Origin of the sequence: uncultured Mobiluncus sp., assembly GCF_963511525.1 — a bacterium.
GTDB lineage: Bacteria > Actinomycetota > Actinomycetes > Actinomycetales > Actinomycetaceae > Mobiluncus.
Map to the genome: position 1 here is coordinate 88,498 of NZ_CAUPIY010000003.1, position 23,709 is coordinate 112,206.

Consider the following 23,709-nt stretch of genomic DNA (forward strand, 5'->3'; position numbering starts at 1 on the left):
CGCCGTGTCTATCCCAGTTTTCGGTGGTGCACGCCAGCACCTGATTGAGGCAAAATCAGTCCTTCAGTTTGGAGTATTTAAACTTGTAGACCCCGCGCATGATGGTGCCATCTAGCCGGTTAATCGGCTTGGCTGAGGTAACCTGAGCCACTAACGCCGCCAAGGCGTTCTTGCGTGCCACCGTGGCGACCGCCTCAGCCTCATCAAGGTCCGCTCCCAGGAAATACGTCGCCTTGTGCCCGTAAATCATGGTCTTGCCAAAGGTTCTGCCGACTTTCAAGCCAACCAGCTGGCTGAAATCATCCAGGTACGCCTTTAAACCACTCTCCCGGAACTTTAGGAACAGCGGATCGTCCGTCGCGACTACTGCCCCGGCGTCCTCTCGGCGCATGAAAATGTGGATAATCTGGGGCAGCAGCCCAAAGCCGTCGCGTTCAAATCGACGCACCCGCACCGCGCCGTCCGGCGCCTTCCAGCCGGTCATCTGTTCAAACTGAGTGCGGCAAGCCGCTTCCACCGCTTTTGCCAAATCCACCAGTTCACTCGCGTCCTGGCCGAACAGCACCGCCCCATGACCCTGCATCAAGATAGCCCTGGCCCCGGTTTCACGCAGCGAAGCCAACACGGCCTTATGCAGTTTCCCGGTGGAGGGCAACCCGTAATCCGCAATCGGCAAGGTCTCTGAACCGATACGTTCTGCCAGCTCAGCTGGGATTTCTACGGGGGCGCCGCCCACGCTGAGAGCCGAGGCATAAGGCTGGTGGGTGTGGATAATGAACTGCACCTGGGGCAGTTCCCGATAGATCTCCGTGTGCAGCCCGCGCTCCCCGCTCGGCTTCAAATCACCGGACCACTTACCCTCAAAGTCGACCTCGACCAGGTCGTCCGGAGTCATCGTCTCGTAATCACGCCCCGAAGGCGTGATGAGATATCGATCATCACCGCTGCGTCGAGACAAGTTGCCCCAGGTACGAGCCACCAAGCCTTCTCGCAGCAAGACGCGCGCGGTATCGATAATCACATTTCCGGTTTTATTATCTTGCCCAGTATTCCCGGTCATTTTCTGGTCCTTCCCTCGACACTGCGGCTGTCCGCGTCCGCCTATTTCTTTGTTACCGGCTTCTTTTCAACCTGTTGGAACACTCGCTCGAAACGGTTTAGCGCCTCATCGATTAACTCCGGGGTGTAGGCCGCGGAAGTGTACAGGCGCGAACCGGCCAGAGTAATCAGCCCTTCAGCAGTATAAGCCGCTCCCATGTATTCCATTTCTTTCTTGCGTTTCGACGTTTCGCTCAGCACGTGCGGGATAGTCCACGGTTTGCTCCAGTTAATGGAGAAGTGCATGGTTCCGACCGTCTCTAGGTGGCATACGGATCCTTCGTTCCAAGCCACGAAAGGCAGGTTGTACTGTTTAATCAGGCCCCGCAGCCCATCGGTCAGGCGGTTGCCCATTTCCCCGGCGTATTCACAAGCATTCGTCTCAATGATGCGCTGAATCGTGTGGTAGCCCGCCACACAGCTAATCGGGGTGGCCGCCATCGTGCCGCCAATCAACGCCTTGTGAACCTTGTCTCCCGACTGAATCCCCGCCGCGAGGTACTTCATGTATTCGCGTTTGCCGCCCAAGCCGCCCGCGCCGGGATACCCTCCGGCGATGACCTTGCCAAACACCGTCAAATCAGAGTCAATCCCGAATAGCCCCGAAGCGCCCCGGTCTGAAATCCGGAAAGCGGTAACTACCTCGTCAAAAATCAGCAGCGCCCCATAGCGGCGGCACAGCCGTTCCACTCCCTTGAGGAAAGCCTGGTCGATGGGCCATGTCCCCGACTCCGGCCCGATGGGTTCAATCATGACCGCGGCCGTCCCGCCGTGGAGTTTCTTCATGCGCAGCTTGCGCTCCAGGTCGCCCAAGTCCCCCGGCATGAACTCGTCGACGTAGCGGAACATGGTCCAAGGCACTCCGTGGGCTTGAGTGAACTTAGAGCCGGGAATCCGGATGCCGTAACCGAGCTGATCGGACCAGCCGTGGTAGGCCCCGCCCATCTTCAGGATGTGCTTCTTTTTGGTGGCCAGACGGGCGACCCGGATTGCCGCCATGCACGCCTCCGTGCCCGAACCCAGCATTCGGAACATATCCACGGTCGGCACGCGTGAGGCGATGAGGTCTGCCAGCTTGTATTCGTACTCGTGGAACAGGCCGGTAGATGGCCCCCCATCATTCAACAGTTTGATGACTTCTTCGCGAACTTCCGGCGGGTTGGAGCCCAACACGGTCGGGCCGCCTGCCTGCAGGAAATCGAAGTACACGTTGCCGTCGATATCAGTCAGTTCGTGTCCGCTGGCTTTGGTGATGACCAACGGGAAAGGATGGTTGAACGCCAGATTGTGCTGGACGCCGCCGGGAATGCGGTTCTTTGCGGTTTCAATCATGGATTTCGAACCTGAACACTTCGCTTCGAAGTAATCTTGTTCGTAATTGCGCAAGGCTCCGGCACTAATGGAGTAAATTGGTTTCTTGATAAGGTCATCCAGTTGCTTGTTAATGGCGCGAGTGCTGGGTTGGTTAATCCGCATTTGATTGTCTCCTCACTGAGCTGAAATCATTGCCTCAATTCTATAACTCTTGAACGAAAGAAAACAGTATGTTGATACTTGCTTACGACGTCGGAACGTCAGGAGTAAAGACTTGTCTGTATCGGGCAGGGGCGGAACTGACCCTGGTGAACTCCCGTTTGGGCACCTATGGCCTGACAATCCTTCCCAACGGGGGCGCCGAACAAGATCCGAACGAATGGTGGGACGCCATCGTCAAGACCACTCGGGAACTCACGCGAGAAAACCCGCAAGAGATGGCGGCGGTGCAAGCCATCAGTTTTTGCTCCCAGATGCAGGCTCTGGTCCTGGTGGACGAGGCGGGACACCACCTGCGCCCCGCCATGAGCTACATGGATCAGCGCGCCGCGGAGCAAAAACGCCGCGGTCTGGAAACCGGCGTGAAAATTGCGGGGATGAATGCCAAGAAACTATTGACCAGCCTCTATCGGACCTCCGCGGTTTCCGCTTCCGTGAAGGACCCGATGTGGAAGTACCTGTGGGTGCGTGACAATGAACCTGAGGTCTATGCCAAAGTCCATAAGTGGCTTGACGTCAAGGAATACCTCATTGCCCGCCTGACCGGGCGTTTCGTCATGTCCGTAGATTCGGCGTTCGCCACTTTGCTCCTGGATGTGCGCGCCAGCCGTCCCGCGTGGGCATCGCAGTTAGCTCGTACTTTTGGGGTCAACCCGGATCATCTGGCGCCCATCGTCACGTCGGCATCCGCGGTCGGGACGTTACTTCCGGACGTTGCTCAAGAGCTCGGGCTGCCGCAAACTGCCACCGTTTATGCTGGTGGTGGGGATGCGTCACTGATTGGAGTAGGTGCCGGGGCTTGCGGGGTCAGCGACACCCATGTCTACTGGGGAACTTCGGGATGGGTTTCTACCGTCACCGACAAGCGCGTGGTGGATGTCAACTCCATGATTGCTACCGTCGATGGTGCCGATCCGGGGAAGTTCAACTATTTCGCCGAACTGGAAACGGCCGGAAAATGCTTCGAATGGGTCCGCAAACATTTGGCCGAGGATGAGATAGACGTCTATCTGTCTCATGAAGATCAAGCCGCAGACGTGGAAACGGAGTACACCTCGCTTTACGAGTACCTGTCCGCAGTCATCGCGAAAGCTCCCGCCGGTAGCGGCGGTGTCATCTTCACCCCTTGGCTGCACGGAAACCGCTGCCCGTTTGAGGACGCCAACGCCCGCGCCATGTTTTTCAACATCTCGCTGGAAACCGGCAAAACCGAAGTGCTGCGCTCCGTCATTGAAGGCGTGTGCTTCCATCTGCGCTGGTTCCTGGAAACCGAAGGAAAGAAAATCCAGACTTCCGAGGCGGTACGTTTCGTCGGCGGCGGAGCTCTCTCGCCGGTCACTTCCCAAATTTTGGCTGATGTGCTAGGTCGAACGGTAGAGACGGTACAGGACCCGCAAAACGTGGGGTCGGTCGGAGCCGCCCTTGTCGCCCTAGTGGGGGCACACGAAGCCGACAACCTGGTTCAAGCCGCCCAAAAACTCGTGAAGGTCCAGAATCGTTACCTTCCTAACCCGGAACACCGCGCTGTCTACGACCGACAATACGAAGTGTTCAAAGGCTTGTATCGCGCCAACCGCAAAGCTTTCAGTCTGCTCAACAGTAACAACCAACCGAAATAACAAAGGATTAGTACCATGACACAGATGGATTCTCCAACCCCACCCGGACAGCCAGACGACTCCCCCTATATTCCCTTGGGGGCACCGCCGTCTAGCGCTGAACAGACAGCTCCACCCTCTGCCCCTAGCGACCCTGACGCAATTGTGGTCGGCCAGGCTTCCAAGGGCAAGGCCGCCCTCATCCAAGCCATCAAATTTACTTTGCTGTCCATCACCGCCGCCGGCGTCGAGGTCGCCAGCTTCGCGTTGATGGTGTGGATAAACTCTCTGACGGGGTGGTTCCCGTTCTGGGTGTCTCAATCGGTTTCCATCGCCCTGTCGGTTATCTACAACTTCACCGTGAACCGCCACTTCACCTTCAAGTCGGCGAATAATGTTCCCATCGCGATGCTCAAAGTCGCCCTGTTCTATGCGTTCTTTATCCCCCTGACGTCCTGGGGCGGGCAAATCCTGTCTGATATGGGATGGGCGGACTGGTTGTTGAAGGGCATCAGTTTGCTGCTGAACTTTGTCGGCGAGTTCACCTGGTGGAAGTTCGTGGTGTTCCGTGGTTCGGAAAACACGAACGCCCTGGCGGTGAAGCAGGCCGAAAAGAGTCGGCAAAGCAGTATCGCGGAATAGACCCCATTGGCCAGCGTCTCACGGCTGGGAACCGAAATGTGTTTAGCCGTGTTCCGGGCAGCCGCAGTCCCGCCGAGAACGCGTGGTTTGTTGGCGGGACAGCAGCTCCGCCGCGGTTTGCGGGTAATCGACCTGGGTTAGTGTCAGTCCCAAGGCCGGGGCGACCGGAATTTCCGGGACGCGCACTTTGGCGGCCAACGCGCCCGTCAGCCAGGCCGTGTCGCGCTTGGCCCGTCCCACTTCGGTCAACGCACCCACTAAGGAGCGCACCATAGAGTGGCAAAAAGCGTCGGCCTGCACCCGGATTTCCATGGTTCCCGGCGCGATTCGCCGGGTTTCTAACTGTTGCAAGGTGCGGATTGTGGTGGCACCTTCGCGCGGTTTGCAAAAAGCCGCGAAGTCGTGTTCCCCCAACAGCACTGTGGCGCTAGCGTCCATGGCATCCGGATCCAGCGGGGTTGGATACCACCAGCACCAGTTGCGGGTCAACGGGTTGCGCGCCGCCACGTCATCAACTATGCGGTACACATAATGGCGCGCTAGAGCGGAAAACCTCGCATCGAAACTTTCTGGTACCGCTGTGGCGGCAGTAACTACCAGCGCATCCGCAGCACCGGGAGGATAGGCGAGTGGGGAATCCTCCAGCGGGCTGGTTAGGTTCCCGCTCAGCACCGCCCGCAGCACCGCCCCCAGCCGTGGTACCAAAGATTCTGGGGGAACGACGCAGTCCGCCGAATCCGGTACGGTGAAATGAGCCACTTGGCCGGTGGCATGCACCCCGGCATCGGTGCGTCCCGCCACGGTGAGGTCTATCGGTTGGCGAAAAATCACCGCCAGAGCGGACTGGAGGGCGCCTTGTACCGTCGGCAGTCCGGGTTGGGCGGCCCACCCGTGAAACGGCATCCCGTCGTAGCGAATATCCAGGCGTATGCGCATTACTTCCCTCCTCAACCCTCTCGACGATGACCGCGCGTCATGCGGACTAAAACCGCGTTCACTCTAGGGCTGCTGGACATACTATCCATCCTTGCCGTTTGGCGGCGAATTTGTGGCGCATCTGATAAAAATCCGGAGAGCCAGGTTCTTGTGAACCCAGCCCTCCGGGAAAGATGAATCGGCTTACTCAGCCTTTTCTTCAGGGGTTTCCTCGGTCTTGGCCTCGGCCTGGTCTTCAGCAGGAGCCGCGGGCTTTTCCTCAGCAGCGTCCTTCGCTGCCTCCTCAGCCGCTTCGGGCTGTGCCTCTTCCGGCTTAGCTTCTTCGGGCTTAGCGGCGGCCTTCTTAGGTGTGGCCGGCTTCGCCTTCTTCTTCTTTTCGACGCCTTCGAGCACCAAAGAGATTTCCGCCAGCGGAGCATTGTCACCCTTGCGGTTTCCCACCTTTATGACGCGAGTGTAACCACCCTCACGGTCTTTATCGATGGCGGGAGCGATTTCCTCAAACAACTTGGCGACAGTAGCCTTGTTGTGCAACTTCGACAGCACCTGGCGGCGAGCGTGCAAGTCACCGCGACGAGCCTTGGTGATGAGCTTCTCAGCCAGCGGCTGGAGACGCTTGGCACGAGCTTCAGTGGTGGTCACAGCTTCGTTATCAAACAGGGCGCAAGCCAAATTCGCGAGCATAATCCGCTCATGAGAGGGGCTACCACCCAAACGGGGGCCTTTCGTGGGCTTAGGCATGATTCTTAATTCTCCTTAATATTGTCTCAAAAGTTAGTTTTCGTCACTGAACTGGGGCAAATCTGCGCCCTCGAGGGAGGGCATCGGGGTATCTTTCAAAGACATCCCCATCCCAGCCAGTTTTTCCTTGATTTCATCAATGGATTTCTGACCAAAGTTGCGGATATCCAACAGATCCGCCTGGGAACGAGCCACTAGGTCGCCTACCGTGTTGATGCCTTCACGAGTCAGGCAGTTCAACGCGCGGGAGGTCAAATCCAGGTCCTCGACCGACATGGCCAAATCTTCAGCTAGAGCCGCGTCGTTGCCGGACGGCCCCAATTCGATACCTTCGGCGTCTTGGTTCAAGTCCCGAGCCAGCCCAAACAGCTCCACCAAGGTCTTGCCCGCGGAAGCCATCGCGTCACGCGGAAGGATAGCTTTCTTGGTTTCCACATCGACGACCAAACGATCAAAGTCGGTGCGCTGTTCCACACGAGTGGCCTCCACTCGGTAGGACACCTTGAGAACCGGGGAGTAGATGGAATCGACCGGAATGCGAGAAATCTCGGCTTCTGGATCCTTGTTCTGAGACGCGGAAACATAGCCACGGCCTCGTTCCACCGTCAGTTCGATTTCCAGCTTGCCATCTTTATTCAACGTGGCAATGTGCTGTTCCGGGTTGTGAATCACCACGCCGGCCGGAGGCATAATGTCACCCACAGTGACTTCGCCTTCCCCGGTCTTGCGTAGATACATCACTACGGGCTCATCATTGTCCGAGGACAGGATGATTTCCTTGATGTTCAAAACAATCTGAGTCACGTCCTCTTTCACACCCGGCAGGGTCGTGAATTCGTGCAGAGCCCCCTCAATTTTGATGGAGGTCACTGCCGAACCCGGAATCGAGGACAGCAGGGTGCGACGCAGGGAGTTTCCCAGAGTGTACCCGAAACCCGGTTCCAAAGGCTCAATCGTGAAACGAGAGCGCTGGTCAGTAATAACTTCTTCAGTCAGCTTCGGTTGCGCTTGAATAAGCACTGTTGATTTCCTTTCCGGCATCCGCCACCACACCGGTTCAGGCTCCAAATCCTTGGCGAAGGGATTTGAGTATTTTTCTTTGAAAGTAAAGTTTCCGGACCCGTTTGAGCCGCCGCTCGTCCCTGGTGAGGTCCACCAACGGCTCAGCCGGCCCGGACAAGCGCAATCAGACGCGGCGACGCTTCGGAGGGCGGCAGCCGTTGTGAGCCTGCGGAGTTACATCCTGGATGGAACCAACTTCCAGACCGGTAGCAGTCAGGGTACGAATCGCGGTTTCACGACCAGAACCCGGCCCCTTAACAAACACGTCAACCTTCTTGAGGCCGAATTCCTGCGCGCGGCGAGCTGCGGCTTCCGCAGCCAGCTGTGCCGCGAACGGCGTGGACTTACGCGAGCCCTTGAAACCGACCTGGCCGGAGGACGACCAAGCAATAACCGCACCAGAGGGGTCCGTGATGGACACAATGGTGTTGTTAAAAGTGGATTTGATATAAGCATTGCCTTCGGTAACGTTTTTACGTTCCTTGCGGCGCGATTTAGTGGCTTGAGGCTTACCTGCCATGATTTATCCCCCTTACTTCGCTTTCTTCTTACCGGCAACAGTGCGCTTGGGTCCCTTGCGAGAACGCGCATTAGTCTTGGTGCGCTGGCCGTGAACCGGCAAGCCCGCACGGTGACGACGCCCTTGATAGCAGTTGATTTCAATCTTGCGGCGAATATCCGCGGCAACTTCACGACGCAAATCACCCTCGACCTTGTAGTTGGCCTGAATGAAATCGCGCAAGGCAATCAATTCGTCTTCAGTAAGATCCTTGACCCGCGTATCCGGGCTCACGCCGGTCGCTTCCAAGGTTTCCATTGCACGGGTACGTCCAATCCCGTAAATATATGTTAAAGCGATTTCCATGCGCTTTTCGCGCGGCAAATCCACACCTACCAGGCGTGCCATGTTTTCTCCTGTTTCTTATTCAGAGGCCGTCACCCTGCCTCCCACACTTTCCACATGTGGCCTCGGCCCCTGATACCGAGGGTTACGGCTCTCGTGACACCTGAAACTCCAGGTGAGACGACCAGCCGCTGGCGGGTGCTTGACCCAAACCGGGTCATGCGCCGAAAGCGACGCGCTGGGACTTAGCCCTGACGCTGCTTGTGGCGCGGGTTTTCGCAAATCACCATCACGCGACCGTGCCGGCGAATCACCTTGCACTTATCGCAGATGGGTTTGACGCTGGGGTTAACCTTCATCATTTCCTCCGAGTTAGGCCAGTTTATTTGTAGCGATATACTATACGGCCTCGAGTGAGGTCGTAAGGACTCAACTCGACTACCACACGATCCTCCGGCAGGATACGGATGTAATGCTGGCGCATTTTTCCTGAAATATGCGCCAAAACCACGTGTTCATTGGCCAGTTGCACCCGGAACATCGCATTAGGCAAGGCCTCTACTACTGTACCTTCGACCTCGATGACTCCGTCTTTTTTCCCCATAGGGCTAACCAATCCTCCGCAAAATGTCTTTTGGATCATCAGAATCCGTCATCGAGCAGGTACCCCCGCCGTCAGACAGTCTAAAAGATAATCTTAAACCTTTTTTCCACCAAACGCCAAATTCGCCGAACCCCGACGTTGCAACTGCAAACCGGCCCACTCGACCGGGCAAAATGCAGAAACATCCTGCCGAGGCTACTTCAGACCCTGGCGGCGCAACCGCTGGCGCGTGGTTTCCAGGTTGCCGGCCAAGGCCGCGGTCCGCAGCCGCGCCGCTCGTGCCTGGCGCTGGGGGTCACGAGCATTAATCATGGAAGTGCCTATTTGCCAGCCGGCATAAATCAGCAACAGCTGAGCGACAAAAATCAGCAGGAATGAGACTGCCGGAGGCGGAAGCACCGGGAACAGGAGCCCGAAAACTGGAACCTTGTAACGTAGCGTGCCACGAACCATATCCAGCGTTACCGTTTCGTCACTAGCCTCCGCTTGGGGGTTGTCAGACTTTACGCTGAACTGCATTTCATCGCCGGATCCCATAACTTCGCTGACTCGCGCAATTTTATATTTCACCGCTTCGGTCGGCTGATAAGCAATGATTTCATCAGGGTTGAGCTGTTGGGCTCCCTGCTGGCGAAGCTTTTGGAACAGCAGCAAATCCGATTGGGATAAAGTTGGGCTCATCGAATCGTCGGGAATGGTTGTGGCAACATAGCCTTGGGTTCGAGGAATCACGGTGGTCATGATGAAAGCCACGCCCACCAGGATGAGGATGACCCAGCCAATCATGAAAAAGACTGCATTACGCAAAGGGTGCTGAGACTGCTTGTTCAGCAACGAAACAATGCGGTTGGTCTGCATACTCATGTCTGGGCTCACCTCCCTGGGCGTACTGGTATTTTACCTGTTTACTGGCTGGTGCGTGCGGTCCTTCAACGATCCTTCTTTGACTTCTTGGAAAAAAGCCTGGAAAAGAATCCCTGTTTGGCCGGTTCTACCTCGGCTGGGCCGTCTTGCCCACCAGCGGCGAACAGTTCCTCATCGGCTCCTGGCGCGGCCTCCGTGTTCGTGGTCGGTTCCCACTCGGGGAATCCCTCTTGCATAGCTTCTGGAATGTCACCTTGCACCTGCGGAATCTCGAAAGGCAGTTCCTCCTCACCAGCGTCGGGCTCGGTTTGGTCGGCTTGAGCCAGCATATCCTCAGCATTTTCGCCCAGATAGGGCAGGTCAGCTCCGTTAGGCTCGCTCTCTGCGTTTTCCGCAACGGTATCATTCCCGGTCAGTTCGTCTGACGCGGTTGTGGGCGCTGCAAAGGAAACTTCAGACTCTAAATCCGCAACCAAGTCGACTTCTTCGGAATCGATCGCATCCGAACCTTGTGAAGAGTCCGGTTCGGGTCGCTCCATCCCAATAGCCTCGCTGCCGGGCAAAGCTGTTTCCTCGGTAGTTTGGAAATCTTCAGGCAGCTCAACGGGGATTTCGTCCGCAGGTTCGACCTGATTTTCCGTGTCAGTACCGGCGGGTTCCTCTATCGGCTCGTCAAGACCGGGTTCCTCGGTTATCTCAAGTTCGGTCGTCTCAAGTTCCACTGACTCCAGCTCAGGTTCCAGATCCTCCAACTCACCCAAATCCAAATCCGCCAAGTCAACGTCTGTTTCGGTGAAATCCTCCCCTATCTGAGCTGACGACAAATCGGGGAGTGCCTCAGGCAGTTCTTCGGGGAGTTCCTCAGGGAGTTCCGCAAGCAAATCAGTTTCCGGAATATCTGCCGGTTCCGGGTTCTCAACCGGAGTTTCCTCAGTAAGTTCAGCGGTGGCCTCATCCACCGGCTCCGCGGAGGCGGAGTTCTGCAGGGTTAGCTCGGTTTCCAGCTGCGGCTCGTTGATTTCCGTTTCCTCCAGCAGCGCAGCTGCCGGCAGTTCCTCGGCGACTTCCGCGCCTTCGGGCAGCTCGGTTTGCTCAAGATTGGCCTCAAGTTCAGTTTCGGAAGCTACCTCAGCCGGTGCCTCATCTGACGTGGCCGCGAGCTGGTCTGGCTCCAACGAGGGGACTTCCGGGGCTTCCTCGGGGTTGACCTCCCAATGCGCCACTTCACCTTCGACATCGCCGACAAACAGTTCGTCGTCATTGCCTTCAGACTCCAGCACGTCGTCGTCATAGACGCGCTGACCCACCAAGTCTTCCGCGGCGGAAATTTCTGCGGCGAGAGTCTGTTCGGTCGATTCACCCTCCGCTGGCTCAACGGGAAGCTCCTCAGGCAACTGTTCAGGCAGTTCCTCGGAAATCTCTTCCGGCAACTGCTCAAGCAAGTCCTCCGGCAGTTCCTCAGCCAAGTCCTGAGGCAACTGTTCAGGCAGCTCCTCGGAAATCTCTATTTCCTCTGCGTCAATGGCGGCAAGCTCTTCGGGCTCAGACCAAAGCTCGGTAACTTCCTGTGCGGCTTCCGGCGCCTCGCTCTCAGGCAACTCCTGGTCAAGGGCGGGCGCAGCCGTGTCCGCGGCAGGTTCAGCAGGAGCCATAGGCTCTCCAAGCAGAGGTAAGACTTCCTCGGGCACTTCAGTTTCAGGAACCGTCGCATCAGGAGCGTGAGTCAGGGGCACACCAACCTCCGGAGCCAGGGGCTTGGCTGCGTCCGCTGGAGCTGGGGCAGTTTCTGTCCAGGTCGTCTCGCTGGACTCCCAGTCGGCGGGAGTGGCAGAGGCATCTTCCGACACGGTCTCCGGTTCGGATTCCTCCGACATTTCAGGTGCCGTTTCCGGCTGCGGCTGCGTCGCCTGCTCAGCCGGGGGCGGGGGTGGCGTCGTCGCCGCCCGCGAGGCCGCGATAATATCCAGACCGGGAATCTCGGCTGCCGCCGGGTCGTTAGCCAGCGGTAACGGACGGCGTGACCCTGTTTCGAGAGCCTCGATGGCGCAATCCGCGATGGCTTTCCAGTCAAAACCAGCCTTGGCAAGTTCGGAAGTTTCGACTTCAGGCAAGGGAGTATTGGGGATGGACTGGTCAGTGCGCGCGGAACGCACGTGGCTGGCCAGTTCATCTAACAGTTCGGGCACGCTGGGCAGCTGGGACGGCAAGGAAACACCGTTCGTGTAGATGTAACCCGGATTATGCTTGCGCACTTTGGCCCGCAAGCGCTCCACATCCTCGCGGCCCTGAGCCGTCAGAGTCGGGGGACGATACCCATCGTCTTCGGGAACAAACCGGGAAAATCGTTGCCCTCCCATGTCAAAACGAGAGGGGGTTGCGGGGTTGCTGCTTTCAGCCACGTTCTATTCTCCTTGCCATTCACAGTGCCGGACGGCACAGCTCTAATTATTCTATATTAGGCTCCCCAAGCGAAACCGAAATCCAGTACTAAAACTTGCCACTTTAAAAGGTTATGAGCCCAAAATAGCGGTACTCCGAGACGAAGGAAACGGGAAACTACAGAAAAGCCTCATCCGCGGGGTGCGATTGCTCGCGGCGAAAGACCGAAGGGAGCCAACCCGGCTCGTCCCCCGTCCGGAGCCGTCAAAACCCACACTCCGCCGGGCAGAACCGCGACCGTGTGCTCAAAGTGGGCCGCTCTGGACCCGTCTACAGTCACTGCCGTCCAACCGTCGGATAGTTCCTTGGTGACGGAGCCGCCACGGGTCAGCATAGGTTCGATGGCCAGCACCATGCCCGGTTTAATCTTTGGGCCACGAGAACGGGTGGAATAGTTCAACACATCGGGAGCCTGGTGCATGGCGGTACCGATGCCATGCCCCACATATTCCTCTACAATGCCGGCCTCCCAGCCGTAACGAAGCGTATCTTCCGCCACGACTTTCTCAACAGCGTCACCAATTTCACTCAGATGCTTGGCGTTTGCCAGAGCGGCTATCGCTGACCACAAGGCGCGTTCGGTCGTGGAAAGCAGCTGCAGATCATCGGGACGAGCATGTGCTTCACCGCCGCAAATCATTGAAAATGCGGCATCTCCGTGCCATTGGCGCGAAGCGTTGTCCACAATGTAGGCGCCGCAATCAAAGCTCACCAAGTCGCCGAACTGAAGTACCCGATTGCCCGGAATCCCGTGGACTACCTGTTCGTTAATCGAAATACAGACCGTAGCGGGAAAACCGTCGTAACCCAAGAAGTTGGACTTCGCGCCCATACGTTTGATGACGGCAGCGCTGATTTGATCCAGTTCCCCGGTGGTGATGCCCGGCTCACAAGCCTCGCGCAGGGCCTGATGAATCGCGACTACCACCATTCCGGCACGACGCATTTTCAGGATTTGATTGGTGGACTTAATCTCAATGCGCCGGTCTTGGACTGACACCGAGCTATTTCCCTTCGATTTCTTCCATCACTGTAAGCAAACGCTGAGCAATCTCAGAAATGGTGCCCTCACCATCGACCTTGCGCAACACGCCTTCCTGTTCATAAAAGTCCAGCAAGGGCCGCGTGGCTGTGAAAAACACCTCGAGGCGGTGCTCGATGACTTCAGGAGTGTCGTCGGTACGGCCTTCGATCTCGGCGCGCTTCAACAGCCGCCGCTCAACTTCCGCGGCACTGACATCCAGATAAATAGCCGCATCCACCTGCTCGTTGGTCTCAGCCAATACCGCTTTGAGCACCTTAGCCTGGGGAATCGAGCGAGGATAGCCGTCAAGCAGAAAGCCCGCCGTGGCATCGGTCTGACTGATGCGCTCGCAGACAATCCGGTCCGTGACCGAATCAGGAACAAACTCGCCCTTGTCGATATAAGACTCGATGAGCTTGCCCAGTTCAGTTTTTTCCGCCTTGTGTTTACGGAAAATATCTCCGGTAGAAATCCAAGGGATATTGAAGTGTGCGGCGATTTCTTTGGCGTGGGTCCCTTTACCCGCGCCGGGAGGGCCCATAATCACCAAATTTTTCGTCATGCCATGAATCCTTCGTAGTGGTGCTGATGCAGTTGGGCGTTGATGTCCTTCACCGTTTGCAGACCAACGCCAACAATAATCAGAATTGTAGTACCACCGAAGGGTAATTGGGGCACGTTCATAGCGACCATCGCAATCTGGGGAATCAGAGCCACGATGGTCAAGTAAACCGCACCGGCCGTAGTGATTCGGGTCATCACGTAGTGCAGGTAGTCAGCCGTAGGACGCCCCGCGCGCAGACCGGGGACGAAGCCGCCATACTTCTTCATATTGTCCGCGACTTCCTCGGGGTTGAAAGTAATCGAGGTATAGAAGAACGCGAAAGCGAAAGTCAGCAAGCCGTAAACCACCAGGTAGAACCAGGAGCTGGAACGGAAGTTCATGCTAATCCACTGAATCCACTTGGCATTTTGGTCACCGAACTGGGCCAGCATCATCGGCAGAGACAGAATCGAGGACGCAAAAATGACCGGGATAACGCCGGACATATTAATCTTTAGCGGAATGTAGGTGGTAGTTCCGCCGTACATCCGGCGTCCCACCATGCGTTTGGCGTACTGCACCGGGATACGGCGCATGGACTGTTCCACATAAACCACAGCCAAGGTCACCAGCAGAATCAGGGCAATGATTGCCAAGAACTTTTGAATACCGCCGTTACCGCCGGCAATGGCGAACAGCTTTCGCGGCAAGTTAGCGATGATAGACGTGAAAATCAGGATGGACATACCGTTGCCGACACCTTTTTCGGTAATCAGCTCGCCCATCCACATAATCAAGCCGGTAGCGGCCGTCATCACCAGAATCTGGAGGATGAAGATCCAGGCGGAATCTGAGGGAATAATCTTTGCATTCGAGGCGCGGCCGAACAGTGTGCCGGTACGCGCCGCGGTGATGATGGAAGTCGACTGCAGCACGCCCAGGGCAATAGTCAGGTAACGCGTGTACTGGGTCAGCTTCGCTTGACCGGTCTGACCTTCCTTGTGCAGGTCCTCAAAACGAGGAATGACTACACGCAGTAGCTGAATGATAATCGAAGCCGTGATGTAAGGCATGATGCCCAGAGCAAAAACAGAGAGCTGCAGCAAAGCGCCGCCGGAAAACATATTCACCAAGTCGAGCAGCGACCCATTGTTCTGAACATCAGCGATGACCGACTTTAACGCGGCATAGTCGACACCCGGCAGGGGGATAAACGAACCCCAGCGGAACAGAGCCATGATAAAGAAGGTGAACAACAGCTTCTTACGAAGATCAGGCGTTTTGAAAGCCTGAATAAAAGCGGTAAACAAGTGTCCTCCAAAGTTTTACGGCACGTCAGTGAGCGTAGCCCACTTCCTAGCTAAACATGATACCGGTTCGACAGAGTTTGGTGGAAACGGCGGGGTACCGTTTCCGTACCCCGCCGTAATCCTCAGCGAACACGTGCGGTCAAAGACCCGCCTTGAGCCTCGACCTTAGTCTTAGCGGAGCTGGACCAAGCATCTACAGTCAAGTCAAACTTAGCTGTCGCTTCACCGGTTCCCAGCACCTTGACCAGGGAATTCTTACGGACCAGACCCTTGTCAACCAAGTCGTCAACCGTCAAAGTGCCGCCCTTGGGGAACACTTCGGAGAGGCGATCCAGGTTCACTACCTGGTACTCGACATGGAAGGGGTTCTTAAAGCCGCGCAACTTAGGCAGACGCATATGCATCGGCATCTGGCCACCCTCGAAGCCCAAAGGCACTTGGTAACGTGCCTTGGTACCCTTGGTGCCGCGACCCGAAGTCTTACCCTTCGAACCTTCACCGCGGCCAACACGAGTCTTGGCCTTGTTAGAGCCCGGAGCCGGACGCAAATCGTGCAGGTAAGTCACCTTAACGTCGTCGCTGGCTGTAGCCTTTGTAGCGGTGGCTGCCGGCTTCTTGGCAGCGGCCGGAACTTTCTTTGCCGCGGGTTTTTCCGCGGCGGTCTTTTCCTCTTCGCTCTCGCTCATCAGTCGACCTCCTCCACGCTTACTAGGTGGCGCACCTTATGCACCTGGCCGCGCACGGCCGGATTATCAGGGCGAACCACAGACTGACGAATTTTCTTTAGTCCCAGGGAAGCCACAGTAGCCCGCTGATCTCGCGAGGAACCAATCGTGGACTTCACCTGAGTGATTTTCAGGTTCTTAGCCATTACGCACTCACTCCTTCGGCAGCCAATTCAGCCTCGGCTTTAACCGCTTCGGCGCGCACCTGAGCTTCACCTTCGGCGCGAGCCCGCAACATGCCGGCAGGAGCCACGCGCTCCAGCGGCAAACCGCGGCGAGCCGCTACGGCTTCCGGCTGTTCGAGTTGCTTCAACGCATCCACGGTACCGCGCACGATGTTCAACGCATTGTCAGAGCCCAAAGACTTGGACAAAACGTCGCGGATTCCGGCGCATTCCATAACCGCACGCACCGGGCCGCCGGCGATTACACCGGTACCGGGGGAAGCCGGCTTGAGCAGTACTACGCCCGCAGCATCCTCACCGAGAACCTCGTGGACGATAGTGTGGCGAATCATCGGAACATGGAACATGGACTTCTTAGCCTCTTCCACGCCCTTAGCAATCGCTGCCGGAACTTCCTTAGCTTTGCCGTAACCAACACCGACGGTACCTTCCCCGTCGCCAACCACGACCAGAGCGCAGAAGGACATGTTACGACCGCCCTTCACCACCTTGGACACACGGTTGATGGTCACCACGCGTTCAATGTATTTGTCATCAGCGCTGCCGCCACGACGATTGTCACGGCGGTCATCGCGTTCACGGCGATTTCCGCGGCGCTCCCGGCGACCGCCACGATCCTGGGCATCATTAGCACCAAAGTCCGTGGTCTGGTCCACAGAGTCTGCGGTCTCGCCTGTAATCTGCTGTTCTTGTTCAGCCATTTTCTCAACTTTCCTTACAGACTCAGTCCGCCCTCGCGGGCACCTTCAGCCACAGCCGCAACGCGACCGTGATACATATTTCCACCGCGATCAAACACACACTGGGTAATCCCAGCGGCTTTGGCACGCTGTGCAATCAACTTGCCAACTTCGGTCGCCTTGGCCACCTTGTTGTCTTTAGCACCACGCAAAGCGTCCTCCATGGTGGAAGCGCTCACAATAGTCTTGTGCTCGTAATCGTTGACGAGCTGGGCGACCATGTGCCGGTTAGAACGGGTCACGACCAAACGCGGCTTTTCCGCCGATCCGAACATGTTCTTACGAACCCGCTGGTGGCGACGCAGACGCGACAGACGCTTGCCTTTACCCTTTACAGAATAAGCCATGATTACTTACCTGCCTTTCCGACCTTGCGGCGAACATTCTCACCCAGATAGCGCACGCCTTTGCCCTTGTAAGGCTCCGGCGGACGAATCTTTCGCAGATTCGAGGCGACCTCGCCGACCAGTTCCTTTGAGGTGCCCTCAACGGTAACCCGGTTGCCTTCCACCTTGAATGTGATGCCCTCCGGGGGCTCCACATTGACGGGGTGCGAAAAACCGAGCTGGAACTCCAGACCAGCGCCCTTTTGATTGACACGGTAACCAGTGCCCTGGATCTCCAGGACCTTGGAATATCCGTGGGTGACGCCCTCAACCATGTTGGCGATGAGGGTGCGAGTCAGGCCGTGCAAAGAACGGGACTCACGTTCATCATCGGGACGGCTCACGACCACGGTCGACCCGTCAACCTTGGCGGTAATCGGGGCGGCCACGGACATGGTCAAGGTACCCTTGGGACCCTTGACGGAAACGTCTTGTCCATTGATGTTTACTTCCACACCGGCGGGAATTTCCACCGGAATCTTACCGATACGCGACATGTCAGCCTCCTTTACCAGATGTAGGCGATAACTTCTCCGCCTACACCCTTGTCGGCTGCCTCGCGGTCAGTGAGCATACCGGACGAGGACGAAATAATCGCCACGCCCAGGCCGCCCAGGACCTTCGGCAGTTTGGTGGACTTTGCATACACCCGCAAACCGGGCTTGGAGACGCGTTTCACACCGGAAATCGCGCGTTCACGTTTGGCGCCGTACTTTAAGTTAAGCGTCAAAGTTTTGCCGACTCGCGCTTCCTCGACTTCGTAGTCTTTGATGTAACCCTCAGTCTGAAGAATATTCGCGATAGCGGCCTTCATTTTCGAGTACGGCATAGATACCGACTCGTGGTACGCCGAGCTGGCGTTGCGCAGACGTGTCAGCATGTCTGCTATGGGATCAGTCATTGTCATTGGGCTTGGGCCCTTTCTGAGGCGGTTTCGTAATCGACCTGCCCCCTAATGTGTTTACCAGGAAGACTTCTTAACGCCGGGGAGCTCGCCATTATGGGCCATCTCACGCAGGCAGATACGGCACAAGCCAAACTTGCGATACACCGAATGAGGGCGACCACAGCGCTGGCACCGGGTGTAGGCACGCACCGCAAACTTGGGTTTACGGGCAGCCTTGTTCTTCAAAGCGGTTTTTGCCATTGTTAATCCTCCTTGAACGGGAAACCGAGGTACTTCAGCAGCGCCCGGCCTTCGTCATCAGTTGCGGCGGTGGTTACGACCGTGATGTCCATGCCGCGCACGTGGTCAATATCGTCTTGGTTGATTTCGTGGAACACGGACTGCTCGGTCAAACCGAAAGTATAGTTTCCGTGACCGTCAAACTGCTTGGAGCTCAGACCACGGAAGTCGCGGATACGCGGCAGGGCCGTGGACAGCAAACGATCGAGGAACTCCCACATCCGATCGCCGCGCAGGGTGACGTGAGCCCCAATCGGGGACCCTTCACGCAACTTGAACTGAGCGATAGACTTGCGAGCCTTGTCAACCACCGGCTTCTGGCCAGTAATGGTGGACAGGTCAGAGATAGCGCCTTCCATGAGTTTGTGGTCGTGCGCAGCGGCACCCACACCCATGTTCACAACGATCTTTTCCAGCCCGCCAACCTGGTTAACGTTCTGGTGCTTGAATTCCTTGAGCAGCTGACCCTTGATTTCTTCGCGGTACTTGGTCTTAAGCCGCGGGGTGTATTTTTCCTCTGCCATTACAGATCCTTCCCGGTAGCTTTGGACACGCGAATCCGAACGGTCTTTTCTTTACCATCGCGATCGACGACCTCTTCGCGCATACCCACCCGGGTACCCGCAATCTTCTTGGTCGTGTTGCCGAGCTTGGCCTTGGCGGCCGCGGGCTCGTAGTACATCACGTTGGAAATGTGGATGGAGGCCTCTTTCGTTTCGATGCCACCAGTCGGACCCTGATGGGTCCGCCCCGCCTTATTGTGGTGCTTCATCATCATGATGCCCTCGACCACCACGCGTTCGCGCTTCCGGTCGATTTGCAGAATCCGGCCGTGCTTGCCCTTGTCGCGGCCAGTTATCACCACGACTTCGTCGCCAACCTTCAACTTTGCTGCCATCAGATCACCTCCGGGGCGAGTGAAATAATACGCATGAACTTCTTTTCACGAAGTTCACGCCCGACGGGCCCGAAAATACGGGTGCCGCGCGGCTCCTCATCGTTCTTGAGGATGACAGCGGCGTTCTCGTCGAAACGAATGTAGGAACCGTCCTTGCGGCGGGTTTCCTTTTTAGTGCGGACTACGACAGCCTTGACGACTTCACCCTTTTTCACGTTGCCGCCAGGGATAGCATCCTTGACGGTCGCGACAATGGTGTCGCCGATGCCGGCGTAGCGTCGCTTCGAGCCGCCCATCACACGGATGCAAAGGATTTCCTTAGCCCCCGTGTTGTCGGCGACCTTCAGTCGCGACTCCTGCTGAATCATCTTTTCTCCTTCGTCTGGCCGGTTCTCAATAGAGCCTTGCCGAACCTATCTTGCGTTGCAAGGGCGCACAAATCCCACCTCAAACGGGCGGAATTGGAACCCCTGGCTGACACAGACACATTTGTGAGAGGTCTCAGCCAAAAGCAACCCTCCAAGTTTAGTATTTATTGGCGGGGGTGGCAAACCGCAGCCAAACCGCAATTCGCCCAACTAAGAAAACCGCTAAGCTGAGATTGTGTTTGATGATTTATTAGAAGGTAATGCTCGATACGCAAAAAATTTCCCCTACCGTGGACTTCCCAGCGCTCCTGCGCATGGGTTGCTGATTGTGACTTGTATGGATTCCCGTCTTGATCCTCTCAAAATCTTTGGGCTGAATGTTGGTCAAGCCAAGGTTTTGCGCACTCCTGGCGGATTCCTGAAGCCTAGCACGTTGGCGGGTGCCATCTCAGCGGTTCACAAACTTAACGTGGACCGAATTATGGTGCTGGAACACACCAATTGCACCATGGCTTCCGCCGACGAAGCGGGACTTCGGGCCATTATTGCCAAACATGCTGGACAGCCCGTTGGAGATCTGGTTTTTGGCGCAGACCCGAACCAAGACCAACATTTGCGTGATGACGTGAAGACTCTGCGCAACCATACCCTGATTAAAGGCTTTGCGGAAGTTGGCGGGTTTATGTATGACGTAGAGACCGGACAGGTCACCCAAGTGTGTTAAATTCCAGCTCGTTTAGCTGCTGCAACTTGATAGACTGCCTGGCATCCAAGCCCAGCAGTCCGATGCCATTTCTGCATCCCAGGTTCTCTGATACTGTTCAGGGTTTGCGCTGCTCAAAATTTCCTGAAGCCCGCTGTTATTGAAGGGTAGCAAAACGAGGAATTTTCCTGATAAATTTGACTCAGGTGTTGCTGTTTATTCTTTAGGAGGAATTATGTCCAACCCTTATCAACCCCAGCAGAGCAATCCCGGTCAAGTCCCCGGATCGCAACCCGGCCAGCCCATGCCTGGCCAGCCCATGCCTGGCCAGCCCATGCCCGGGCAACCGATGGGACAACCCATGCCCGGACAGTTCGCCCGCCCTTATGAGCATCCCCAGGAACAGACCGTGATGGCACTGGCTATTATCGGCATCTTCTTTTGGCCTTGCTCACCTATCGCCTGGTATATGGGCAGCAAGGCGAAAAATGAGATGGTGGCCCAGAACATGGAACCCACCTCGAAACTAAAGACTTGGACCATAGTCGCTATGGTTCTCACGATTTTGGGACTCATTGGTATCGGTATCAGCATCATCATGACGGTTGTGGGAGGACTGGCGATTCTGGGAATGGCTAGCGACACGAGCGCGGGACTTTTGCCCGTTCTGAGTGCCATCTAAATCGGTCTCGATTCCTTCACAAGTCTCTTGATGGGTCTTACCTGTGGGTGAGGCCCATCATGGTTTTTATAACGCCCCAAGTCATCGTCTTTCTGGCTCCCCTACGAAGTCTTGTCTGTGTTGAAAAGACATTGGATTCTTCACGGGGCGACAGAACATAAAATAGATGTTTGCCCGGGCTGTAAGCCCGGGCAAACATCTATTTATTGCTCATTTTCCGAAAGGCACACCGCAACGCAAAATCACATTCGCCCACGGAGTATCCTCCCCAGTTCTGACTACAAAAGCTGCTTGCGCTACCTGGCGCTTGAGCTCTTCATGGGAAATTGTGTCATGAGTCCCAGGAATCTCCGCAAACCAAGATTCCACCTCGGTGCCGATGGCCTCAGAAGCATAACAGCACGCTTCTATTTCAACTTCTGACAACAGAGCCTGAAGCACCGGTTGGAAGCGAGGCAAACCGAACACCACGCTCAAATCCACTACAGGAATATGCCGAGGAATCGGCAGGCCACAGTCCGCCAACACGAAGGTGTCTGTGTGGCCTAAACACGCAATCTGAGCCAGAAGACTGCGATTCAAAATGCCCTGTTTCTTCATCTGTTTCCTTTCAAAGCTGCGACAGCCTGCCAATACGAGGATTGCGCACCAGGATATTTTACCGTTTCGGAAGCAAATCGCGTTGCCGCTAATGCACTGTCGTGGAGGGACTGACCCTCAGCTAATTTAGCTGCGAGCACTCCGGTAAACGCGTCACCCGCCCCTACCGCGTCAACAGCTTGAACAGGAATTGCGTCGATATGCGAAACAATAATGTCATCTTTCGACGTGCGTTCTCCCAACAGCGATCCTTGTGAACCGAGAGTCAGAACCACGGAGGGCACTCCGACTTCCAGCAATGCTTTCGCGACGTCAGCATCCTCAGCATTACTGAGATTCAATCCCAGGCAGCTCGCCGCCAAACGTGACTCGTACTCGTTTACTACCAAAGGATTACTGTGCAAAAGCAACCACGGGTTAACAGCTATCGCCGGTGCGAGATTCAACACAACCCGCTTGCCGGAATCCACAAATCGTTTTGCAGCCTCCAGAATGCAGTCTTGCGGAATTTCTGCCTGCATCACCAGAACGTCAGCCTGGTGCAATGCCGGATTAATCCACTCGATTCCACCGCTATTCATGGCACCGTTGGCCCCGGGAACCACAATAATGAAGTTTTCACCTTGCTGTTCGACGGTTACAACCGCCAGACCGGTGGGAATGTCAACTTGACGCACAAAGCTCAAGTCCACACCCGCTCTTTGCAGAGATTCCACCACAACCTGTGCATTGGAATCATTACCAACCTGTCCTACCATCATCACGTGGTGCCCGGTCAGGGCGGCAGCTAGAGCTTGGTTCGCTCCCTTACCTCCGGCACTGACTCCGCCACCCCCACCCAAAAGGGTCTCTCCCGGCTGGGGATGGCGAGCCACTGTCAAATTCAGGTCAGCATTCAGAGACCCGAAAACAGCTATTGTCACTTGATGTACTCCGCAACGTTGTCTTTGGTGACAGTCTTAACTTCCACCGGAACATTGGCATCAGCCTTGCCGGTTTCCAAGAACTTAATAGCTTGATCTACGGCAATTTTACCGAGTTCTTTGGGTTGCTGAGCGATCGTTCCAAGCATGGTTCCATCCTGCACAGCCTGCAAGCCATCATTCGTGCCATCAAAGCCAAAGACGAATACGTCTTTACCCGCCTTTTCCGCTAACGCTTTCAAAGCACCCAGTGCCATCTCATCGTTATGTGCAAATATAGCCTTCACATTAGGATTAGCCTGCAGCAGATTTGATGCCACGTCCAATCCCTCAGCACGGTCAAAGTTAGCGGTTTGGGAAGCAACTACCTTGATATTCGGGAAGGCCTTGATGCCTTCCTCGAAGCCTTGACCACGGTCACGAGTCGCGGAGGCACCTGGCACCCCTTGGAGCACAATGACGTCTCCTTTCTCGCCGATGGCCTTGGCAATCTGCTCCGCAGCAAGTTTGCCGCCAAGGACGTTATCTGAGGACACAAAAGAATCCAGCTTGCCGGTAGTGACACCGCGATCAACTGCAATAACGGGAATCTTTGCACCATTCAGCGCTTCAACAGAAGGTCCCGCCGCGTCGGAATCCACCGGGTTAATAATTACCGCACTCACGCCCTTACTGATGGCGTTCTGAGCCTGGTTAGCCTGGGTGGCCGAGTCATCCTGAGCATCAGAAATCTCCAGTGTGTACCCCTTTGATTCCGCTTCGGCCTTGGCACCGTCGCTCAGATCCACAAAGAATGGATTGCTCAGAGTGGAAACTAACAATACGAGGTTTTTCCCACCTGAGGCATTGCCGTTCTCCCCTGAGGAGGCTCCATCATTGGCGGCATCGGTGCCGCCGCAAGCGCTCAGTCCTAGAATCCCTAGAGACAGAATCGCTCCAGATGCAAATAACTTGTGAAATTTTTTCATCATGTGTTTCCCTTTCTGGGTGTTTTGTTCCGGGGGGTCCCTCGAAACATGTTGTTTATTTATTGCAATTTTTGAACCCACAAGGAAGGGTTCTTTTTTTCCAGGG

Annotated in this window: 31 protein-coding genes; 4 read left to right on the plus strand and 27 right to left on the minus strand. The window is 56.1% G+C overall.

Going from position 1 to position 23,709, the window contains the following annotated elements:
- Positions 1 to 55: 55 nt before the first annotated feature.
- Together RQ935_RS03315 and RQ935_RS03320 are read right to left on the minus strand one after the other, a co-directional pair.
- The gene (locus tag RQ935_RS03315; protein ID WP_311497217.1) at positions 56 to 1,060 is read right to left on the minus strand and encodes a class II aldolase/adducin family protein; all 1,005 of its coding nucleotides are present in this window, start codon (positions 1,058 to 1,060) and stop codon (positions 56 to 58) included.
- A gap of 41 nt (positions 1,061 to 1,101) precedes the next feature.
- Positions 1,102 to 2,574 (minus strand): aminotransferase class III-fold pyridoxal phosphate-dependent enzyme, encoded by a 1,473-nt coding sequence (locus tag RQ935_RS03320; protein WP_311497218.1) that lies wholly within the window; start codon positions 2,572 to 2,574, stop codon positions 1,102 to 1,104.
- Between the two features lie 68 nt (positions 2,575 to 2,642).
- On the opposite strand from RQ935_RS03320, the gene RQ935_RS03325 reads away from it, so the two are divergent.
- Positions 2,643 to 4,250, plus strand: coding sequence for an FGGY-family carbohydrate kinase (locus tag RQ935_RS03325; RefSeq protein WP_311497219.1), 1,608 nt, complete (start codon positions 2,643 to 2,645; stop codon positions 4,248 to 4,250).
- A 15-nt stretch (positions 4,251 to 4,265) separates the two neighbouring features.
- Positions 4,266 to 4,871, plus strand: a complete 606-nt coding sequence (locus RQ935_RS03330) for a GtrA family protein (RefSeq protein ID WP_311497220.1) — start codon at positions 4,266 to 4,268, stop codon at positions 4,869 to 4,871.
- Positions 4,872 to 4,913: 42 nt separating this feature from the next.
- Here RQ935_RS03330 and truA read toward each other — a convergent pair whose 3' ends face one another.
- From truA to rplN, 22 genes are all read right to left on the minus strand, one after another.
- Entirely contained in the window at positions 4,914 to 5,807 is an 894-nt protein-coding gene (gene truA, locus RQ935_RS03335) for a tRNA pseudouridine(38-40) synthase TruA (protein ID WP_311497221.1), read from the minus strand.
- A gap of 183 nt (positions 5,808 to 5,990) precedes the next feature.
- Positions 5,991 to 6,548, minus strand: a complete 558-nt coding sequence (gene rplQ / locus RQ935_RS03340; RefSeq protein WP_311497222.1) for a 50S ribosomal protein L17 — start codon at positions 6,546 to 6,548, stop codon at positions 5,991 to 5,993.
- A gap of 33 nt (positions 6,549 to 6,581) precedes the next feature.
- On the minus strand, positions 6,582 to 7,568 hold the full coding sequence (locus RQ935_RS03345) for a DNA-directed RNA polymerase subunit alpha (protein WP_311497223.1): 987 nt from the start codon (positions 7,566 to 7,568) through the stop codon (positions 6,582 to 6,584).
- 166 nt (positions 7,569 to 7,734) lie between these two features.
- Entirely contained in the window at positions 7,735 to 8,130 is a 396-nt protein-coding gene (gene rpsK / locus RQ935_RS03350) for a 30S ribosomal protein S11 (RefSeq protein WP_282922074.1), read from the minus strand.
- 12 nt (positions 8,131 to 8,142) lie between these two features.
- Entirely contained in the window at positions 8,143 to 8,517 is a 375-nt protein-coding gene (gene rpsM / locus RQ935_RS03355) for a 30S ribosomal protein S13 (protein ID WP_296183165.1), read from the minus strand.
- Positions 8,518 to 8,699: 182 nt separating this feature from the next.
- Positions 8,700 to 8,813, minus strand: coding sequence for a 50S ribosomal protein L36 (rpmJ, locus tag RQ935_RS03360; protein ID WP_004008316.1), 114 nt, complete (start codon positions 8,811 to 8,813; stop codon positions 8,700 to 8,702).
- Positions 8,814 to 8,836: 23 nt separating this feature from the next.
- On the minus strand, positions 8,837 to 9,058 hold the full coding sequence (infA, locus tag RQ935_RS03365) for a translation initiation factor IF-1 (protein ID WP_036324108.1): 222 nt from the start codon (positions 9,056 to 9,058) through the stop codon (positions 8,837 to 8,839).
- 195 nt (positions 9,059 to 9,253) lie between these two features.
- Positions 9,254 to 9,922: a S26 family signal peptidase gene (locus RQ935_RS03370; protein WP_311497224.1), complete on the minus strand. Its 669-nt coding sequence runs from the start codon at positions 9,920 to 9,922 to the stop codon at positions 9,254 to 9,256.
- A 65-nt stretch (positions 9,923 to 9,987) separates the two neighbouring features.
- Positions 9,988 to 12,321, minus strand: coding sequence for a hypothetical protein (locus tag RQ935_RS03375; protein WP_311497225.1), 2,334 nt, complete (start codon positions 12,319 to 12,321; stop codon positions 9,988 to 9,990).
- A 170-nt stretch (positions 12,322 to 12,491) separates the two neighbouring features.
- A complete protein-coding gene (gene map, locus RQ935_RS03380) occupies positions 12,492 to 13,361 on the minus strand; it encodes a type I methionyl aminopeptidase (RefSeq protein ID WP_311497226.1) in 870 nt (289 codons plus the stop codon).
- Between the two features lie 4 nt (positions 13,362 to 13,365).
- Entirely contained in the window at positions 13,366 to 13,947 is a 582-nt protein-coding gene (locus tag RQ935_RS03385) for an adenylate kinase (protein WP_311497227.1), read from the minus strand.
- Positions 13,944 to 15,239, minus strand: a complete 1,296-nt coding sequence (secY, locus tag RQ935_RS03390; protein WP_299293478.1) for a preprotein translocase subunit SecY — start codon at positions 15,237 to 15,239, stop codon at positions 13,944 to 13,946. Before secY ends, RQ935_RS03385 begins: the two co-directional genes overlap by 4 nt.
- 122 nt (positions 15,240 to 15,361) lie before the next feature.
- A complete protein-coding gene (gene rplO / locus RQ935_RS03395; protein WP_311497228.1) occupies positions 15,362 to 15,925 on the minus strand; it encodes a 50S ribosomal protein L15 in 564 nt (187 codons plus the stop codon).
- Positions 15,925 to 16,110, minus strand: a complete 186-nt coding sequence (rpmD, locus tag RQ935_RS03400; protein ID WP_282922082.1) for a 50S ribosomal protein L30 — start codon at positions 16,108 to 16,110, stop codon at positions 15,925 to 15,927. Before rpmD ends, rplO begins: the two co-directional genes overlap by 1 nt.
- The gene (gene rpsE, locus RQ935_RS03405; protein ID WP_282922083.1) at positions 16,110 to 16,850 is read right to left on the minus strand and encodes a 30S ribosomal protein S5; all 741 of its coding nucleotides are present in this window, start codon (positions 16,848 to 16,850) and stop codon (positions 16,110 to 16,112) included. Before rpsE ends, rpmD begins: the two co-directional genes overlap by 1 nt.
- A 14-nt stretch (positions 16,851 to 16,864) precedes the next feature.
- Positions 16,865 to 17,236: a 50S ribosomal protein L18 gene (gene rplR / locus RQ935_RS03410; protein ID WP_297722227.1), complete on the minus strand. Its 372-nt coding sequence runs from the start codon at positions 17,234 to 17,236 to the stop codon at positions 16,865 to 16,867.
- 2 nt (positions 17,237 to 17,238) lie between these two features.
- The gene (gene rplF, locus RQ935_RS03415; protein ID WP_311497229.1) at positions 17,239 to 17,772 is read right to left on the minus strand and encodes a 50S ribosomal protein L6; all 534 of its coding nucleotides are present in this window, start codon (positions 17,770 to 17,772) and stop codon (positions 17,239 to 17,241) included.
- Between the two features lie 11 nt (positions 17,773 to 17,783).
- A complete protein-coding gene (gene rpsH, locus RQ935_RS03420) occupies positions 17,784 to 18,182 on the minus strand; it encodes a 30S ribosomal protein S8 (protein ID WP_004008328.1) in 399 nt (132 codons plus the stop codon).
- A gap of 54 nt (positions 18,183 to 18,236) precedes the next feature.
- Positions 18,237 to 18,422, minus strand: a complete 186-nt coding sequence (locus RQ935_RS03425; protein WP_004008329.1) for a type Z 30S ribosomal protein S14 — start codon at positions 18,420 to 18,422, stop codon at positions 18,237 to 18,239.
- Between the two features lie 2 nt (positions 18,423 to 18,424).
- Positions 18,425 to 18,985 carry a 50S ribosomal protein L5 gene (gene rplE / locus RQ935_RS03430; protein WP_311497230.1) on the minus strand — a complete coding sequence of 187 codons (561 nt, stop codon included), beginning with the start codon at positions 18,983 to 18,985 and terminating at the stop codon, positions 18,425 to 18,427.
- Positions 18,985 to 19,359, minus strand: a complete 375-nt coding sequence (rplX, locus tag RQ935_RS03435) for a 50S ribosomal protein L24 (protein ID WP_295026575.1) — start codon at positions 19,357 to 19,359, stop codon at positions 18,985 to 18,987. The genes rplE and rplX overlap by 1 nt, the downstream gene beginning before the upstream one ends.
- On the minus strand, positions 19,359 to 19,727 hold the full coding sequence (gene rplN / locus RQ935_RS03440; protein WP_004008332.1) for a 50S ribosomal protein L14: 369 nt from the start codon (positions 19,725 to 19,727) through the stop codon (positions 19,359 to 19,361). Before rplN ends, rplX begins: the two co-directional genes overlap by 1 nt.
- Positions 19,728 to 20,055: 328 nt before the next feature.
- On the opposite strand from rplN, the gene RQ935_RS03445 reads away from it, so the two are divergent.
- Positions 20,056 to 20,451, plus strand: coding sequence for a carbonic anhydrase (locus RQ935_RS03445; RefSeq protein ID WP_311497313.1), 396 nt, complete (start codon positions 20,056 to 20,058; stop codon positions 20,449 to 20,451).
- A 214-nt stretch (positions 20,452 to 20,665) separates the two neighbouring features.
- Positions 20,666 to 21,112, plus strand: a complete 447-nt coding sequence (locus RQ935_RS03450; RefSeq protein WP_311497231.1) for a hypothetical protein — start codon at positions 20,666 to 20,668, stop codon at positions 21,110 to 21,112.
- Positions 21,113 to 21,322: 210 nt separating this feature from the next.
- Here the strand turns inward: RQ935_RS03450 and rbsD are convergent, their stop codons facing one another.
- The 3 genes from rbsD to RQ935_RS03465 are packed head-to-tail and all read right to left on the minus strand — an operon-like array spanning position 21,323 to position 23,606.
- Complete coding sequence (gene rbsD / locus RQ935_RS03455; RefSeq protein ID WP_308536012.1) at positions 21,323 to 21,712, minus strand: D-ribose pyranase; 390 nt, start codon at positions 21,710 to 21,712, stop codon at positions 21,323 to 21,325.
- Complete coding sequence (locus RQ935_RS03460; RefSeq protein WP_311497232.1) at positions 21,709 to 22,635, minus strand: ribokinase; 927 nt, start codon at positions 22,633 to 22,635, stop codon at positions 21,709 to 21,711. Before RQ935_RS03460 ends, rbsD begins: the two co-directional genes overlap by 4 nt.
- Entirely contained in the window at positions 22,632 to 23,606 is a 975-nt protein-coding gene (locus tag RQ935_RS03465; protein ID WP_308536014.1) for a D-ribose ABC transporter substrate-binding protein, read from the minus strand. Before RQ935_RS03465 ends, RQ935_RS03460 begins: the two co-directional genes overlap by 4 nt.
- Positions 23,607 to 23,709 lie beyond the last annotated feature (103 nt).